Origin of the sequence: Shewanella aquimarina, from assembly GCF_023349185.1 — a bacterium.
Classification (GTDB): Bacteria; Pseudomonadota; Gammaproteobacteria; order Enterobacterales; family Shewanellaceae; genus Shewanella; species Shewanella aquimarina.
Genome location: NZ_JAKIKY010000016.1, coordinates 31,222 through 49,575 on the forward strand (window position 1 = coordinate 31,222; position 18,354 = coordinate 49,575).

Sequence of the window (18,354 nt, forward strand, 5' to 3'; positions counted from 1 at the left end):
ATTAACTCAATACAAACTACACCTAAGGGGTGATGGCGTATGCCAATTATTAAAGTACGTGAGAATGAACCATTTGACGTAGCTCTACGTCGTTTCAAGCGCTCTTGTGAAAAAGCTGGTATCTTAGCCGACGTTCGTGCTCGTGAATTCTACGAGAAGCCAACTACTGCACGTAAGCGCGCTAAAGCTGCTGCAGTTAAGCGTCTTGCTAAGAAGCTTTCTCGCGAAAACGCGCGTCGCGTACGTTTATACTAATCTCTTATGAGCCTAGTTGATCAGCTAAAAGACCAGATGAAGGAAGCCATGCGCGCCAAAGATAAGGTGCGTCTGGGAACAATTCGTATGGCACTGGCTGCCATCAAGCAGATCGAGGTGGATAACCGCGAGACGCTAAATGATGATCAAGCCATAGCTGTCTTAACCAAAATGGTTAAACAACGTCGCGACTCTATCGCTCAATATGAAGCGGCGGGTCGCAACGAGCTAGCAGAAGCAGAAGCCGGAGAGATTCGAGTCCTCGAGACTTTCCTGCCTAAGCCTCTTTCTGAAGAAGAAGTTGCCGAGCTAGTAGATGCTACTATCCAAGCGGTAGGAGCATCATCCATGGCGGATATGGGCAAAGTAATGGGAGCATTGAAACCTAAGGTACAAGGGCGAGCCGACATGGCGTCAATTGGCGCTCTGATCAAGGCAAAACTCAAGTAACCTTAAGTTCGATGTATGAATGAGCCGTGCCTACGCACGGCTTGTTTGTTTCTACTCTTTCGGTTTAATTTCGCGAAAAGGCGGCATTTATACAGCAATGGCGATACCTCGTGAGTTTATTAATGAGCTTGTAGCTCGCACCGATATTGTCGATCTCATCGACGCCAAGGTCCCCCTGAAGAAGGCGGGCAAAAATCACTCTGCCTGTTGTCCCTTCCACAGCGAAAAGTCTCCCTCCTTTACCGTCAGCAGAGACAAACAGTTTTATCACTGCTTCGGCTGTGGCGCCCACGGCAATGCCATCGATTTCGTCATGGAATATGACAGGCTAGACTTTGTAGATGCCATCGAAGAACTCGCCGGCCGCTTAGGTCTGGAAGTGCCCAGAGAACAAGGCACGGGCAAACGTCGCGACGAGGGGCTAAGCCGTGACCTCTATCAGTTGATGGAAGAGGCTAGCCGCTACTTTCAGAACCAACTGAAACAGCACACGGACAAGCAGAAGGTGATCGACTATCTCGCCCACCGAGGACTGTCCGATGAGGTGATCGAACACTTCAACATCGGCTTTGCGCCCGATGGCTGGGATGGTCTGCTGGGACGTTATCGCCAAAACCAAGATGCCCAGGACAAGTTACTCACCGCGGGCATGGTGATCGAGAACGACAGCGGCAAGCGTTACGACAGGTTTCGCGACCGCCTCATGTTCCCTATCCGCGATCGTCGCGGCCGGGTCATTGGCTTTGGCGGTAGAGTCTTGGGTGACGGTACACCGAAATACTTGAATTCGCCGGAAACGCCCATATTTCATAAGGGCTATGAACTCTACGGCCTGTATGAACTCAAACAGAGACACAGGGATCCCAATCAGATCCTGATTGTCGAAGGTTATATGGACGTGGTGGCCCTGGCTCAGTTTGGCGTCGACTATGCCGTCGCCTCCCTAGGCACCTCGACCACGGCGGATCAGTTCCAGCTATTGCTCCGCAGCGCCAAAGAGGTGGTCTGCTGTTACGACGGCGACAAGGCGGGTAACGAGGCGGCCTGGCGGGCGTTGGAAACTGCCCTGCCCCTGCTCAAGCCCGGCGACCAAGTGAAGTTTATGTTCTTGCCCCAGGGGGAAGATCCCGATTCTCTGGTGCGCCAGATAGGCAAACCGGCCTTCGAGCAGCTGATTGCCGAGGCCAAGCTACTACCGGAATTTCTGTTCGATACCTTAGCCAACCGCTATGGCACGGACAAAGGCACCCTGGCTAAACAAGCCATGGGCCTGATAGAGAAAGTACAAGACACAGTTCTGCAGAGCCTATTGCTGGAGAATCTAGCCTACAAGCTCGGCATGAACAGTGCAGAAGAATTGCAGCGTAAACTCGGCTTTAAACGCATTGACGCAAATAAGCCTCTGCAAAACAAAGCGCTAAAGGGACGCGGTACTCCATTGCGACTGGCCATCGCCCTGTTGGTACAGCATCCGCACCTTGGCAATAACCTGCCGGTGCAGCCTGCGCTAAAACATATCAAGATGGCTGGCATAGATTTGCTCAGCCTCTTACTCGACAGAACTCGCGCCGAGAAGGTCAACAGCGCACAACTACTTGAACAGTTCAGGGGTGATCAACAATTAGACACCCTGAAAAAATTAGCCCAATGGGAGCATCAAGTGGCGGATGAAAACCTTCAGCAAGAGTTCAAAAAAGCCCTGATTTGGTTGAACAATCAATATATTGAGCAACGTTATCAGGAATTGAGCTTAAAACAGCACCATACTAAAGAAGAGCGGATGCAACTTAAAAAGCTCATTGCAGTGATCCAAGGGCAAGCTTAGAGCAAAATTTGTCTCATAAAGTAAACACTTGGACTAGCACAGCACAGTGCACACGGCTATAATTGACGATTTGCGCGGCACACATTGCCCGTCGTTGTAACAGTTACCCAACTTGGATGATATCTATGGAGCAGACTCCGCAGTCGCAACTCAAATTGTTGCTTGCCAAAGGTAAAGAGCAAGGTTATTTAACCTATGCAGAAGTGAATGATCACTTGCCTGCAGATATGGTCGATTCTGATCAGATCGAAGATATTATCCAGATGATTAATGACATGGGTATTCGCGTCTATGAGCAGGCGCCGGATGCCGATGAGATCATGATGTCTGAAGACAGCACCGATGAAGATGCTGCCGAAGAAGCTGCCGCAGCACTGGCTACGGTTGAAGCTGAACTGGGTCGTACCACAGATCCCGTGCGTATGTACATGCGCGAGATGGGTACGGTAGAACTTCTGACCCGCGAAGGCGAAATCGTTATCGCCAAGCGTATCGAAGAAGGGATCAACACGGTTCAGGCGTCTGTAGCCGAATACCCTCAAGCGATCGCCATGATCCTTGAGCAGTACGACCGCTACGAAGCTGAAGAAGTCAGACTATCGGACATTATCTCTGGATTTGTTGACCCCAATGCCGAAGACGTGGCGCCAACGGCGACTCACATCGGCTCTGAATTGTCGGACGACGATCTCGACGACGAAGATGATGAGGGCGATGACGAGGATGATGACGGCGATGAAGACGATTCGCCAAAAGGCCCAGATCCGGAAGAAGCGCGCGAGCGTTTCACACAGCTGCGTGAAGCACATGAAAAAGCCTTAAAGATCATCGAGATTAAGGGTCGTGAACACCCTGAGTCGACGGCCGCCCTGTTCGAAATTGGCGAGATCTTTAAAGAGTTCCGTCTGGTACCTAAGCAGTTCGACCGCCTGGTGAAGAACATGCGTGAAATGATGGACAAGGTGCGTATTCAAGAGCGCCTCATCATGAAGCTGTGTGTCGAGCAGGCCAAGATGCCGAAGAAGAACTTCGTTAAGGTCTACACCTCTAACGAAAGCAGCATCGAATGGTTCAACGAAGAGATTGCCGCCAAGAAACCTTATGCCGAAGGGCTGGAGATGGTTGCCGAAGACGTGCAACGCTGCCGCGCCAAGCTCGATGCCATCGAGAATGAAACTGGCCTGGCCATTGCCGCCATCAAGGACATCAACCGTCGCATGTCTATCGGTGAAGCCAAGGCTCGCCGCGCCAAGAAAGAGATGGTTGAGGCTAACCTGCGTCTGGTAATTTCTATCGCCAAGAAATACACCAACCGTGGCCTACAGTTCCTGGATCTGATCCAGGAAGGTAACATCGGCCTGATGAAGGCGGTGGACAAGTTTGAATACCGTCGTGGTTACAAGTTCTCGACCTATGCGACCTGGTGGATCCGTCAGGCGATCACGCGTTCGATTGCCGACCAGGCGAGAACCATCCGTATCCCGGTACATATGATTGAGACCATCAACAAGCTCAACCGTATCAGCCGTCAGATGCTACAAGAGATGGGACGCGAGCCGTCACCGGAAGAGTTGGCCGAGCGCATGTTGATGCCGGAAGACAAGATCCGCAAGGTACTCAAGATTGCCAAAGAGCCTATCTCAATGGAAACCCCTATCGGCGATGATGAAGATTCGCATTTAGGTGATTTCATTGAGGATACAACCCTCGAGTTGCCATTAGACAGCGCGACCGGCGAGAGCCTGAAGAACGCCACTCACGAAGTACTTGCCGGCCTGACTGCACGTGAAGCCAAGGTACTGCGTATGCGTTTCGGTATCGATATGAACACAGACCACACCCTAGAGGAAGTGGGCAAGCAGTTTGACGTAACCCGTGAGCGTATCCGTCAGATCGAAGCCAAGGCACTGCGTAAGCTACGTCACCCGTCTCGCTCAGAGATCTTGAAATCTTTCCTGGATGAATAGACTCGCTAAAAGCAGCTAAGACAGACAGCTAAAACAGTGCCGAAAAGCCAGCCATAGTGCTGGCTTTTCTATTTTTGTCTCCGCCTAACAAGCCGATTGCACAACAGATAAGCAGTTGAATTCAAAGTTCAGAATTCTTGCCAAATCGATGGTGACAAGCGCTTTTAAACCTCGTATACTTCTTTGCGCTTTCGATAGTGACGACTATCTTAAGTCGGCCCCTTAGCTCAGTTGGTTAGAGCACACGACTCATAATCGTTAGGTCCACAGTTCAAGTCTGTGAGGGGCCACCAATTTAAAACAAAAAAGCCTGCACCCTGTGTAGGCTTTTTTGTTATCTGTATCGCCTCATCCTAAGTCTTAACATGCCCAAGACTAACTCGGCACCTTGCGTCTAGCCTCCTGCTGCAACATAAAGCGCAAGAGATCCGACTGACGTTTCAGCTGCATCTGGTTCTTAACCCTCGCCTGGGCGATCACCGCATTGAGCGGTTTATGGATAAAATCTACCGCTCCCAACTCAAAGCCACTCACCTGCTGCTCTTCGTCATGATGTGCCGAGACAAAGATCACTGCAATCTCCTGAGTATCAGGCTGAGATTTCAGTTGCCGACAGACCTCAAAACCCGACATCCCCGGCATCTCGATATCTAGCAACAACAGATCCGGCTTAAAGCTATCGCACAGGGCAAGAGCCTCCTGGCCACTCAGGGCCGAAGCGATCTCATACTCCTTGCTCAATAGCTGCCTGAGAATGATGATATTGACCTGCATATCATCGACGATCAGTATTCTCCCCTTACGAGAAAAAACTAATGGAGACAATTCGTTATTCTGTTCCATTAACTACCTATCGACCTTTAATCGTTAAAATTTATGCGTTAAGTTTGGGCTGAGGCATTTTGTACCTCATCCTGGTTTTCGAGCGTCTCCTGCAGGCGTTCCATCAACTTCTCATAGCAAGGCTTAATCACCCCGAAGAGTAGATTCAACTTGTCACAGTTTTTCATCTTAGCCTCCATTTCCAGGCTCAGAAACTGCTCCTGCAATTGTATAGCGCCTAAGCTACTGGAGAGCCCCTTGAGCCCATGACTAAGCTGGCGAACCTTCTCAAAATCCTCGGCAGCTATCGCATCTTCAAGCTCCCTGAGTTGCCCTGGCGTCGTCTCATGATACATCTGACAAATCTCGGCAAACAAAACCTCATTGTCCATCAGCCGACTCAGAGCCAGCTTGCGATTCCAGACATAATCTTCATCGTTAACCTGGATCTCCTCATGGGGCTGGGATTCCAGCATGACCTCCTGATCGGCTTTCTCACAGACCGACACTAACCAGTCGACCACCTTCTCCTGCAGACGCTCAGCCAGGATAGGCTTGGTGATATAGTCATTCATGCCCGCCTCGATACACTTATCACGCTCGCCCATCAAGGCGCTGGCCGTCATGGCAATAATAGGGGTATCGACAAACGCCTCTCCCGCCTCCCCAGCACGGATCGCCCGGGTACAATCATAGCCATTGAGTATCGGCATCTGACAATCCATCAGGATAACCTGCACCGTCAGTCCTTCTTGCTCGCATTCCCTCAGCCTGGCTAGTGCCTCCTGCCCATTGGTGGCTCTGACAAACTCCAGCGACAGTTCCGACAAGATGCCCTGAGCAACCTCTATGTTGATCTCGTTATCATCGACCACCAGCACACGTGCGCCTTTGACACAGAGAGCCTCCTCGTCGCTGATCGCCAGTGCACGTTTACTCTTGCTCGATTCAACACCTGTGGCAGATTTCTGTGCGCCGAACTTGTGCATAAATTCGGAAAACAGCAGCGGGTTGTTCAAATATTCAAGCTCGATATTCTGCAGTGACTTATTACCGTCGGCACTCTTTTGAAATGCCAGCACCCTAGGCAAGCGTTTATGGGTCGCCGCCAGCGTCGGCCAGAGGCTATCGAGATCCGTAAGCAGTGAGTGACGCTGCTCGACAATCAACACATGAGGAAGCACCTCTGGAACAGGGGCATCCTGATTAAGCCAGTCACGAATAGGCGCGCCAGGCAGTAACTTACCACCTAGGCGAGCGACAGCCCCCTCGACACAGGCCTGCTGCGCCTCGTTGACCAGCAAGACACTACAGGTCATTTCATGAAGCAGCGCCTCGGGCGCCATCAACTTAAACTGGCCCTGATGCAACACCATGGTGAAGGTGAAGCTGCTCCCCTGCTCCTGATGAGACTCAAAACTCATCTTACCGTTTAATAGCTCACTGAGTTCCTTACAGATCGAAAGCCCTAAACCTGTGCCGCCATATTGCCCCGCAATACTAGAGGTCGCCTGGGAAAAGGCGGTAAAGAGCTTGGCCTGGTTCTCCTCAGCAATGCCTATGCCGGTATCAGACACCTGACAGGTAAACTCGAGCTCTCCCGTCTCTCGCAGACGACTATAGGCCCTCACCTTGATATATCCCTGCTCGGTAAACTTGATAGCATTGTTCACCAGGTTAGTCAGGATCTGGGTGAGTCGATGGGCGTCGCTCTCTATGCTCTGGCAACGAAGATCGACCACATCGATGACAAACTCGACCCCCTTCTCCTGCGCCTTCACCGCCATGCTGCTGCAGACACTCTCAACCAGGTTGAGCGGGCTGAAGGTACTGATGTCCAGATCTAACTTTCCCGCCTCTATCTTAGAGAGATCAAGCACATCATTGATCAGCGCCGACAGGGCATTTACGCTCACCTCGGCCATCTCCAGATAACGCTCCTGTCGCTCGCTCAGTGACTCCTTACGAACCAGATTCAGAGTGCCCACGATACCGTTTAACGGTGTGCGCATCTCATGGCTGATGTTGGAAATGAAGGTACTCTTCACATAGCTGGCCTTTTGCAGCTCCTGAGTCCTGACGGCCACCTTCTTCTCTAACTCGGTGTTGACCAATTGGATCTTCTTAGCCGCCTGCTTCTCGATGGAGACATCACGCATGATGACGGCCACGCCTAGGGCAAGTTTATTTTCTCCTAAGATGGGGGAAACCGACACAGAGAGATCCGCACTACGTCCCTCGTTCATCGGCAGAACCGCCTCGAGGTTAAGCGTCTTATTGCCCTGATTAGCCTTGCTCACCAACTCGGCCAGATTGACCTCGGGCAGCAGCGCCAGCTCGCTAATAAAGTGCCCCTTGGCATAATCGGCGTCATAGCCAAACAACAACTCGGCGGCGCGGTTCCAATTATTAACCACCCCACTGGTGTCCACCCCTATGATGGCATCTTTGGAGCCATCTATGATGGCCGCAGATTGCGCCTTTTCCTTGGCGAGCGCCTGACTATTGCGGGCACTGCGCCCCAGGATAATGACCACAAATAGAAACAGCCAGCCAATGGCCAACATAAAGGTGTAGACACTTATACGACGAGATACCGCCATCTCCTGCACATATTGTTTGGGAGCCATCAAAGTGACGGTAAGCCGACCACTCTGTGCTTCGTTTGACAGTGTAATTGTGCGCCTATAGGCATAATAAGGTCTATTGTCATGATAGCTATCCAGCGCCAGCTCAAAATTGCGTTTAAGGGTCTTACTCACTTGATAGTGTTTATCCCACACCAACTCGGGCTGCAGATCTCGGCTATAGCGCATCTCCTCATCGGGATGCACCAGAAAATAGCCTTCACCATCGGTCAACACCAGGTCGATAGGATCTGGCACTAAGCGTTTAAAGGAGGCAAGCAGTTCACCGGCATTGATGTTGACGATCAGCAGGCCAAATCTGCCCCCGCCGTCGTCGAAAATCGGGGTCGCTAGGCGGAGCATGGGACGGTATGGATAATCAATCTTGCCAAACTCGCGGTTCAGGTTGATGGGTGAGGTATAGATCTCCCCCTGTTGCAACGCTTTGCTGGCTTGAAAGTAGTCCCGCCCCTGCTTGTCCTGTAAGTTGATATCTTCAACCACCTGCACCGAGCCGCCGCGCCGGTCAACCCGAATCAGCTCCATGCCATCGGCACTTAGTATGCGTAGCTGTTCATACTCACTATTATTCTGCAGAAACGCGACAAAAATGGTTTCGAGACGATGACGCCACTGCTCGTAGCGGGTCTCATCCACGGGATCGATTCCCTGATTGTTTTTCGCCCGCGACAAGCCCGAGATGGGTGGCGTCTCAAACAGAAAACGTAAGTTATTAAAGTAAGAGTTGAGTCTGTGCTGAGCCTGGTTATTGACCTGCTCGCTTTGAGCCTCAAGATCGGCGCGCAGACTGTCGACGATATTCTGGTTTAATTGAGACTCGAAACTGGCGACGATGATCAATGCCACCGCCAGCACTAACAATGAGGCGATTAGCAGCAATGAACGTCCGCCAAAGAGAGAAGATAAGCGTGAAATCTGTCGCACCATGGACTTTAACTCCTTTTAATATCCAACCTCAGTAACACACTGTTATTAAACCGATACTCTTTAAGCATAAGCGACGCACTGCGCAGTACTCTATCGGAAGTTATGGCCATTTCACGGCTGTTACTAACTCAAAAGTTGTAATCAAACGCAATTTCACCACTTAGCATTAAAAATCCCTAAGCAAACTGATTATAGTCGGCTAAGCTAAATGTAGGCGGCAGATTTGAAAAGGAATTCTTTTATGCTTTTCGGCAACGATGTAGAGGCTCGGCAAAAAATATTAGTTGTCGACGATGAGAGTGCAAATCTACATCTTCTGGAACAGTCCCTTACCGATCTGGCCGAGATCATCTGTAGCACAGGCGGTCAGGACGCGCTGGACAAGGCAGAACTGCATCAACCCGCCATCATATTGCTGGATATCGAGATGCCACATATGAATGGCTTCGAGATGTGCAAGCGTCTGAAGAACAACCCCAAGACCTGCAACAGCGCGGTGATCTTCGTCACCGCCCATAGCGAGAGCAGCTTCGAATATAAGTCCCTCAGCTCAGGTGGCATAGACTTCATCCACAAACCCATAGATCTCACCACCTGCCGCCTGCGTGTCAAGAACCACCTGCTACTCAAGCGTCAGGAGCAGACCATCATAGAGGCACGCCAGGACATGCAGGCCCTGGTCAATCAGATCCCCTCATACATCTCCTATTGGTCCAAGGATCTGCTCAACCGTTTCCATAACGACTACAACGGCAAGTGGTTCGGCACTATCCCCCAGGACGCGCTGGGCAAACCGGCCTCGAGCCTATTACCCAAGGCACTGTATGAAGAGGTATTGACGCGCATCGCCAGCAACAAACTCAAGCATCAATTTGAGATTGCCCTGGAAAATAAGCCAGACAAGATCGAGTATGCCCAGGCCCATCTCACCATAAGAAAGCACGAGGGCCGTATCGCAGGCTTGCTGCTGACCCTGACGGATATCACCTCCATCAAGCAGGCCAAGAGCCAGCTGGATATGGAGAATCGCCGCCTGAAGATCATGCTCAATACCATAGGCGACGCTGTCATCGCCACCGACAGTAAGGCGAAGATAACCTTTATGAACCCTATCGCCGAACGCCTTACCGGCTGGGTAAGCCGTGACGCCATCGGCCTGCATATCGAGCAGGTAATGGATCTTTGCGATGCCAAGACAAAATACCGTAGCCCCAATCCGGTCACCATCGCCATCAATGAGAAGCGCAACGTCGCCATGGCGCTCAACTGTCAGCTCACCAGTTTAGATGGCACCATATTTCAGATAGAAGATTCGGCGGCACCCATTACCGACAGCGAGGGCGAGGTCATTGGTGGCATCATGGTGTTCCATGACTGCAGCGAGTCCGTGGCCATGTCGCTAAAGATGAGCCATCTGGCGAATCATGATCAACTCACGGACCTCCCTAACCGCATCCTGTTACATGACAGGATCAATCATGCCTGCTCCGTGGCCGACTCCTACGACACAAGCGTCGCCCTAATGTTGATCGACATAGACCACTTCAAATACCTCAACGACTCTTTAGGTCACAGTTATGGGGATCAGGTGATCAAGCAGGTATCGAAACGATTACAGTCTCTCATCGATCCCAGCGCCACCCTGGGGCGCATTGGCGGTGACGAATTCATCCTGCTGCTCCCCTCTCTGAGCGCCACCAGCCAGGTTGACTCTATCGCTACGGATATCGTGAGAAGCCTCAACACGCCTTTTCGTATCGATGGTCAGGAATATACCCTGTCGGTCAGCGTCGGCATAAGCATCTACCCCTCGGACGCCCTCAGGCCCGAGGAGCTGATGACCCATGTGGATGCCGCCATGTATCGCGCCAAGGACCTGGGCCGTAACCGCTTCTGCTATTTTTCTGAAGATCTGGAGCAGGAACTGGTTAAACGTCACGAACTGGTCACCCTGCTACGAAACGCCATCGATACAGAGGCCATTGAGGTCTACTACCAGCCTAAGGTAGATCTAAAAACCAAGGAGATCATCGGCGCCGAAGCCCTCGCCAGACTTTACGATCCCAACGGCAAGCTGATCTCCCCCCTGGATTTCATCCCCCTTGCGGAAGAGACAGGCCTGATCCATCAACTGGGAGAGATCATCTTAAAGCAGAGCTGCATGGCTGCTAAGGCATGGCAGGATAAAGGCAAACCACTGCAAATAGCGGTCAATATCGCCGCCAAGCAGTTTAACAACCCTGACTTTTGTGACTCTGTGGCCAAGGTGCTTGAACTCACTGGGCTCGACAGCAGCTTCCTGGAACTTGAGGTGACGGAAAGCTCCCTCATGTATGATTTCGATGAGGCGCTCAATGTACTCAACACCCTCTCCTCACTTGGGCTGAGCATCGCCATCGATGATTTCGGCACCGGCTATTCGAGTCTCAGCTACCTCAAGTTCTTCCCGGTAAATACCTTAAAAATCGATCAATCTTTCGTGAAGGATATGATGGGAGATGAGCAGAGCCTGGATATCGTCAAGGCGGTGATCCATTTGGGCAAATCCCTCAAGCTCAAACTGATCGCCGAAGGCATAGAAGATGCCGAGCAGCTGCAAAAACTGGTCTCACTTGAGTGTGAACAGGGCCAGGGCTATATGTTCAGCAAGCCACTCCCCCTAACAGAATTTGATCAACGCTTTATTCGCTAACCCTCCTTCCTTGTTCCCTTTCTCCTCTTCCCTTGACTCTAAGGGGAAATAACGTAACATCCTCAGCGCCTTAACCAGTGTGTAACACTCGTTACTCATGCGTACAATTGAGGCCTAGAGATACCGTCACGAAGGAGAGAGCATGACAACACTACCCAAGGATATCGCCAACCTATCGACCATAAAGAGCAAAGGCAAAGGCGCCATTGTCTTGGTCGCCGGCTTACTTTTCGCCCTGATTCTATTCAGCCAGACCATGTACACGGTTGACGAGGGACATGTGGGCATCATCAAGCGTTTCGGTCAAGCGACAGAGCAGGTCAACCCAGGCCTGCACATCAAGATCCCTTTTGTCGATAAGGTAGAGATCTTAGAGATACGTACTCGCAAGAACGTCGAGAAGCTCAATGCCTCGACCCACGAGCAGATGCCGGTCACCGCCGAGGTGTCGATCAACTGGACCGTCAATCGTGACCAGGCCTTCGATCTGTTCAAGAGCTATGGTGGCCTGAGCCAGTTCGAGTCTCGTATTCTGGATCCAAAACTCAGATCGGCCGCCAAGGATGCCCTTGCGCGCTATAAGGCCGAGGAGATCATCCAAAACCGCAGCCGGGTGATCGCCCAGATCGAAGACTTCCTCATCGAAGAGATGAAGGAATACCCGGTCAAGCTCGACTCGGCGCAGCTGGAAAACCTCGGCCTGCCGCAGAAGTATATCCAGTCTATCGAGACTAAACAGACAGAGAAAAACCTGGCGGCCGCCGAGAAGCATCGTCTTGAAAGACAGAATCTGGAGGCCCAGCGTGAAGTAAACACGGCCAACGCCAAGCGTGACGCCGCCAAGGCCACCGCCGACGGTAAGGCTTACGCCATTCAGACCGAGGCAATTGCCGAAGCCGAAGCGATTCGCCTCAAGGGTATCGCCGAAGCAGAGGCGATCAAGAAGAAGGCCGAGGCGCTGAGAGAATCGCAGACTCTGGTGGATTATGTGCGTGCCCAGCAGTGGAATGGCCAGATGCCGACCACCATCATGGGCAGCGACCAGAGCGTGCTGTGGAACATGACCAGTAATACCAATCGTAATAAATGATTAATCATTCTAGCTTGTTAAAACGCTCGATAACTGCATTAGTATTTTTAATTGTAGAATAACTACTTATCTAAAAACCCTGCTTTGTTCTCAAGCATTTTTCCTGCGCTATTTCTGATCATATATTTACTGTGATTGGTATAAGAAGCAGTAAGCTAGCTATACCGGCCTGATTCATAGGCACAAAAAAGCCCGCATCGCGCGGGCTTTTTTAATGGCAATAACTTGGCTAGACGCCCAGCTTGTCGCGCATCGTGTAGTACCAGGCACCGATAGCCGAGAAAGGCACCTGCAGCAGGTGACCGCCCGGGAAGGGGTAATGGGGCAGTTGTGCGAAGGCATCGAAACGTTTCGCCTGGCCATTGATGGTCTCGGCCAGTATCTGCCCCGCCAGATGGGTATAGGTCACCCCATGGCCGCTACAGCCCTGAGAGTAATAGATGTTCCCGCCGATACGGCCCACCTGCGGCAGACGCGACAGGGTCAGCAGGAAGTTACCCGTCCAGGTAAAGTCTATCTTCACATCCTTGAGCTGCGGGAAGGTCGCCAGCATCTTAGGACGAATGATCGCCTCGATGTTGGCAGGATCCCGGGCGCCATAGACCACACCACCACCATAGATTAGACGCTTGTCACCAGACAGCCTGAAATAATCCAGCAGATAGTTACAGTCTTCGACGCAATAGTCTTGCGGCAGCAACGAGTGCGCCAACTCTTCACCAAGCGGCTCTGTGGTGATCACCTGAGTACCACAGGGCATGGACTTGGCCTGCAGCTCAGGCAGCAGCCCCTTGAGGTAGGCGTTACCGGCCACGATAACGAACTTACACTTCACCGAACCTTCCTGGGTGTGCACCACAGGGCTGTCGCCCTGATCGACGCGGATCACCGCCGAGTCTTCGAAGATCTGTCCGCCCAAGGACTCTACCGCATCGGCCTCACCCAGCGCCAGATTTAGCGGGTGAATATGGCCGCCGCTCATGTCTAACATGCCGCCCACGTAGCGCTCGGTATCCACCACGCCGCGAATGCCCTTCTCATCCAGCAGCTCTAAGTGCCCCAGATGACCATGCTTCTCCCACAGCGTCTTCTGCGCCTCGAGATGGCCCATCTGTTTCTTGTTCAGCGCCGCAAACACGCCGCCATCTTTCAGATCGCACTGGATGTTGTATTTAGCCACCAGCCCCTTGAGAATGCGGCCGCCTTCGAAGGCCATCTGACCAAACAACTTGGCCTGCTCTGTGCCCACAACCTTTTCTATGGTGTCGATATCCCGGCTGAAGCTGTTGACTATCTGGCCGCCGTTGCGTCCGGATGCGCCGAAGCCTACTCTGGCCGCCTCCAGCACAGTCACCTTAAAGCCCGCCTCCAGCAGATGGATCGCCGACGAGAGGCCGGTATAACCCGCGCCTATGATACAGACGTCGGTCTCTATGTTATCGCTTAACTTGTCGCGCAGCGTCTTGGTGTTGGCAGACGCCGCATAATAGGAATTTGCATGAGGTGTACAGGTCATATCATTCACCCTGAATCGTTATAATAATGGCTTGGGTTGACAGGCGCCGCGGGGCGCCTGCTATCTAGAGCTATCGCTGCGAGCCTAATCGCTGACCATACGGCTACGTTTGTCGGCGCGGCGGGCCAGGTACCAAGAGATGAAGGCAATCAGCGAAACGATTAAGATGATCAAGGTCGCCAACGCGTTGATCTTAGGTGATACCCCCATACGCACGGAGGAGAAGACCACCATAGGCAGGGTCGTTGCCCCAGGCCCAGAGGCGAAGCTGGCGATCACCAGGTCATCCAGCGACAGGCTGAAGGAGAGCAGCCAACCCGCGATCAGCGCCGGAGAGATCATGGGCACAGTGATGTGGAAGAAGGTCTTGAGTGGCGTCGCCCCCAGATCCTGAGCCGCCTCCTCGATAGACATATCCAGTTCACGCAGCCTGGATGAGACCACCACGGCCACATAGGCGGCGCAGAAGGTCGAGTGGGCGATCCACACGGTCAACATGCCACGCTCGGCGGGCCAGCCCAGCAGATCCGCCATGTGCACGAACAGCAGCAACAGCGACAGACCCGTGATCACCTCTGGCATAACCAGGGGCGCGGTGATCATGTTCGACAGCGTCATCTTGCCCCAGGAGCGAGCGAAGCGTGTCATCACGAAGGCCGCCATGGTGCCGAGGATCACCGCCATGGTGGAGGCGAAGAACGCCACCTTTAAGCTGGTCGCCACCGCATCGAGGATCTGATCGTCGCGGAACAGCTCGCCATACCACTTGGCCGAGAAGCCGCCCCAAACCGTCACCAGCTTAGACTCGTTGAAAGAGTAGAACACCAGGATGAACATGGGCGCGTAGAGGAAAAACATCCCACCCCAGAGCATCAGGGTGGAGAAACTCAATTTTCTTAGTCTGTTGCTCATATCGTCTTCTCCATACTTCTGGACTGATAACGATGGAATAGGGTGATAGGGATGATCAAGAGTGCCAACATCACGATGGCGAGCGACGAAGCGACCGGCCAATCACGGTTGTTGAAGAACTCCTGCCATAACACCTTACCTATCATGAGCGAATCGGGACCGCCCAATAGCTCAGGGATCACAAACTCCCCGACCACAGGAATAAACACCAGCATAGACCCTGCAATCACCCCGCCTTTCGACAGCGGCAGGGTCACCTTCCAGAAGGTATTGAGACTGCGTGAGCCGAGATCTGCCGCGGCCTCGAGCAAACTGCCATCGAGCTGCGACAGGTTGGCGTACAGCGGCAAGATCATAAAGGGCAGATAGGTGTAGATAATACCGATATAAACCGCGAAATTAGTATTGAGCATCTGAATCGGCTCAGAGATCACTCCCAGCCACATCAGCAGGTTATTGACCACCCCGTTGTTACTCAGTATCCCCATCCAGGCATACACCCGGATAAGAAACGAGGTCCAGGATGGCAACATCACCAAGAGGATCAGCACAGTCTGGTGCTGCTTAGGTGCCCTGGCGATGGCATAGGCCATGGGGTAACCAATCAGCAGACAGCCGAAGGTGGTGACAAACGCCATCTTGAGCGAGCCCAGATAGGCATTGATATAGAGATGATCTTCGAAGATCAGGATATAGTTGCCCAGATTGAGCATGATCTGCAGCGACTCGTCGGCATATTGATACAGCGCCTCGTAGGGCGGGATCGCCACGGCCGGCGTCGACAAACTGATCTTCAATACGATGGCAAACGGCAAGGCAAAGAACATCAGCAGCCAGAAGTAGGGCACGCCTATCGTCCAGCACTGTCCCTTGGGCAAACGAAACTTCAATGACTTCTTCATAACGCCCCCGTTAAGATCTCAGTACAACGGCACTGGTCGCTTCCCAACTGACGAAGACATCCTCTTCCCAGGTGGGCGAGTCGGCGCGGCGGTCACTGTTGGTCATCACAGATTGAATGAGCTGTCCGTTACACAGGCGTATATAGTAAACCGAGATGCCCCCCAGGTAGGCGATATCTTCGACCTTACCGGCGCACCAGTTGCGTGCCTCGCCTGGCTGCTCGCGGCTGATGTGAGTCTTCTCGGGACGAATCGCCACCCACACCTGGGTGGTGTCCACACTGGTCGACACACCGTAACCCACATAGAAGGGCTGAGGAATGTTGGCCACATTGATCACCACGTGGTCTACCTCATCCTCGACAATATCCCCCTCGAACAGGTTCACGCTGCCGATAAACTCGGCCACCATGCGGTTAGCCGGGCTCTCGTAGATATCCATTGGCGAACCGGTTTGAGCGATCCAGCCATCGTTCATGATGGCGATCCGCTCGGCCATGGTCATGGCCTCTTCCTGATCGTGGGTAACCATCACACAGGTCACCCCGACCGCCTCGAGAATGTCCACCACCTCCAGCTGCATCTGAGTACGCAGTTTCTTATCCAGCGCCCCCATAGGCTCGTCCAGTAGCAAAAGTTTTGGACGCTTGGCCAGCGAACGCGCCAGGGCCACACGCTGACGCTGACCACCGGAAAGCTGATTAGGCTTACGCTTGGCATAAGGCTCCATGTGAACCAGCTTGAGCATCTCTTTGACACGCTGCTCTATCTCATCCTTGGGCATCTTGTCCTGCTTGAGACCGAAGGCGATATTTTGCGCCACCGTCATGTGCGGAAACAGGGCGTAAGATTGGAACATCATATTGATGGGGCGCTCATAGGGCGGCATGTCGGTAATATCCTGGCCATCGAGATAGATGCGTCCCTCGGTCGGCTTCTCAAAGCCGGCCAGCATGCGAAGCAGCGTCGATTTCCCCGAACCTGAGCCGCCAAGCAATGCAAAAATTTCCCCACGATTAATATTTAGCGAGACGTCGTCCACGGCGCGAACATCGTCAAATAGCTTGCTGACTCTCTCGATCTTCAGCAACACCTCTCCTTGCGTCTTTGTTGTCGGTTTGTTGGTGACGCCCGAATTGCTAGCCATAATACTTCTCCACAAAAAGCACCAGTAAGGCACCTACTGCAATAGTTAAGATGATCTTAAAGAAAGGAGGGCAAGCGACCTTGCCCTCTAATACAGGCATTACATGCCAGATTTGACCTTAGTCCACACACGAGTCATGGCACGCTGCGCCTTCATCGGACGCACATCGGCCACATACAGGCGTGACAGCACTTCAGGGGTAGGATAGATAGCCGCGTCGTTACGGATCTCTTCATCCACCAGCTCCTGAGCAGGCACGTTAGGGTTAGCGTACGCCACATAGTTAGTGATAGGTGCAATCACCTCGGGGCGCAGCAGATAGTTAATAAAGGTGTGAGCGTTCTTCACGTTCTTAGCATCGGCAGGAATCGCCAACATATCGAACCAAAGATTTGAACCTTCTTTCGGAATTGCATAACCAATCACCTGACCATTCTCGGCCTCTTCGGCGCGTGCGGCGGCCTGGAAGACATCACCCGAGTAACCGAATGCCACACAGAGATCGCCATTGGCCAGATCGGTAATGTAGCGTGATGAGTGGAAATAGGTCACGAAGGGACGGATCTTCGCCATCACCTCACCCGCCTTGGCGTAGTCTTCGCTCTTAGTGCTGTTAGGATCCAGCCCCAGGTAGATCATCGCCATCGGCAGCATCTCGTCGGCACTGTCCAGCAGCGAAAAGCCACACTTAGAGATCTTCTCGGCATACTTAGGGTTAAAGACCAGCTCCAAAGAATCGACCGGCGCGTCTTCACCCAATACTTGCTTCACCTTAGCCTCGTTATAGCCTATGCCAGTAGTGCCCCACAGGTAAGGCACGGCGTGCTCGTTACGTGGATCGGCGGTTTCCAGCTGCTTCATCAGTTCAGGATTGAGGTTCTTGTGGTTGGTCAGCTGTGACTGATCCAACTTCTGGAAGGCACCTGCCTTGATCTGCTTTGCCAGAAAGTTGTTTGACGGCACCACGATATCATAGCCAGAACGACCCGATAGCAGCTTAGCCTCGACCACTTCGTTGCTGTCAAACACATCGTAGACCACCTTGATGCCCGTCTCTTTCTCAAAATTGGCTAGGGTATCTTCGGCGATATAATCAGACCAGTTATATACTCTAACCACCTCTTCGGCGCTGGCGACAGAGCTTGCAAATACCCCGGCGGTGACCAGAGCGAGTGTTGTCATTTTCTTTAAAAGCTTCATG

Annotated in this window: 13 protein-coding genes and 1 tRNA gene; 7 read left to right on the plus strand and 7 right to left on the minus strand. The window is 52.5% G+C overall.

Features of this window, described 5'->3' with window-relative positions:
• Positions 1 to 39: 39 nt before the first annotated feature.
• From rpsU to L2731_RS17425, 5 genes are all read left to right on the plus strand, one after another.
• Entirely contained in the window at positions 40 to 255 is a 216-nt protein-coding gene (rpsU, locus tag L2731_RS17405) for a 30S ribosomal protein S21 (protein ID WP_006080725.1), read from the plus strand.
• 6 nt (positions 256 to 261) lie between these two features.
• A complete protein-coding gene (locus L2731_RS17410) occupies positions 262 to 705 on the plus strand; it encodes a GatB/YqeY domain-containing protein (RefSeq protein ID WP_041510297.1) in 444 nt (147 codons plus the stop codon).
• 97 nt (positions 706 to 802) lie between these two features.
• Positions 803 to 2,530, plus strand: a complete 1,728-nt coding sequence (gene dnaG, locus L2731_RS17415) for a DNA primase (protein ID WP_249254682.1) — start codon at positions 803 to 805, stop codon at positions 2,528 to 2,530.
• A 125-nt stretch (positions 2,531 to 2,655) separates the two neighbouring features.
• Positions 2,656 to 4,497, plus strand: a complete 1,842-nt coding sequence (gene rpoD, locus L2731_RS17420) for an RNA polymerase sigma factor RpoD (RefSeq protein ID WP_152619144.1) — start codon at positions 2,656 to 2,658, stop codon at positions 4,495 to 4,497.
• A gap of 216 nt (positions 4,498 to 4,713) precedes the next feature.
• Positions 4,714 to 4,790 (plus strand) — tRNA-Ile (locus L2731_RS17425).
• 82 nt (positions 4,791 to 4,872) lie between these two features.
• Here L2731_RS17425 and L2731_RS17430 read toward each other — a convergent pair.
• The gene (locus L2731_RS17430; RefSeq protein WP_239849805.1) at positions 4,873 to 5,340 is read right to left on the minus strand and encodes a response regulator; all 468 of its coding nucleotides are present in this window, start codon (positions 5,338 to 5,340) and stop codon (positions 4,873 to 4,875) included.
• 38 nt (positions 5,341 to 5,378) lie between these two features.
• Positions 5,379 to 8,894 carry an ATP-binding protein gene (locus L2731_RS17435; RefSeq protein ID WP_249254683.1) on the minus strand — a complete coding sequence of 1,172 codons (3,516 nt, stop codon included), beginning with the start codon at positions 8,892 to 8,894 and terminating at the stop codon, positions 5,379 to 5,381.
• 241 nt (positions 8,895 to 9,135) lie between these two features.
• Here L2731_RS17435 and L2731_RS17440 point away from each other — a divergent pair, with 241 nt between their 5' ends.
• Both L2731_RS17440 and L2731_RS17445 read left to right on the plus strand, forming a co-directional pair.
• Complete coding sequence (locus L2731_RS17440) at positions 9,136 to 11,586, plus strand: EAL domain-containing protein (RefSeq protein ID WP_249254684.1); 2,451 nt, start codon at positions 9,136 to 9,138, stop codon at positions 11,584 to 11,586.
• 142 nt (positions 11,587 to 11,728) lie between these two features.
• On the plus strand, positions 11,729 to 12,676 hold the full coding sequence (locus tag L2731_RS17445; protein WP_239884114.1) for an SPFH domain-containing protein: 948 nt from the start codon (positions 11,729 to 11,731) through the stop codon (positions 12,674 to 12,676).
• 229 nt (positions 12,677 to 12,905) lie between these two features.
• Here L2731_RS17445 and L2731_RS17450 read toward each other — a convergent pair whose 3' ends face one another.
• From L2731_RS17450 to L2731_RS17470, 5 genes are all read right to left on the minus strand, one after another.
• Positions 12,906 to 14,192, minus strand: a complete 1,287-nt coding sequence (locus L2731_RS17450) for an NAD(P)/FAD-dependent oxidoreductase (RefSeq protein ID WP_249254685.1) — start codon at positions 14,190 to 14,192, stop codon at positions 12,906 to 12,908.
• Positions 14,193 to 14,276: 84 nt separating this feature from the next.
• A complete protein-coding gene (locus L2731_RS17455; RefSeq protein ID WP_011864781.1) occupies positions 14,277 to 15,104 on the minus strand; it encodes an ABC transporter permease subunit in 828 nt (275 codons plus the stop codon).
• Positions 15,101 to 16,006, minus strand: coding sequence for an ABC transporter permease subunit (locus L2731_RS17460; protein WP_239849800.1), 906 nt, complete (start codon positions 16,004 to 16,006; stop codon positions 15,101 to 15,103). The genes L2731_RS17455 and L2731_RS17460 overlap by 4 nt, the downstream gene beginning before the upstream one ends.
• 10 nt (positions 16,007 to 16,016) lie before the next feature.
• A complete protein-coding gene (potA, locus tag L2731_RS17465) occupies positions 16,017 to 17,153 on the minus strand; it encodes a polyamine ABC transporter ATP-binding protein (protein ID WP_041510289.1) in 1,137 nt (378 codons plus the stop codon).
• Positions 17,154 to 17,252: 99 nt separating this feature from the next.
• The gene (locus L2731_RS17470; RefSeq protein ID WP_041510288.1) at positions 17,253 to 18,353 is read right to left on the minus strand and encodes a polyamine ABC transporter substrate-binding protein; all 1,101 of its coding nucleotides are present in this window, start codon (positions 18,351 to 18,353) and stop codon (positions 17,253 to 17,255) included.
• Position 18,354: the final 1 nt, after the last annotated feature.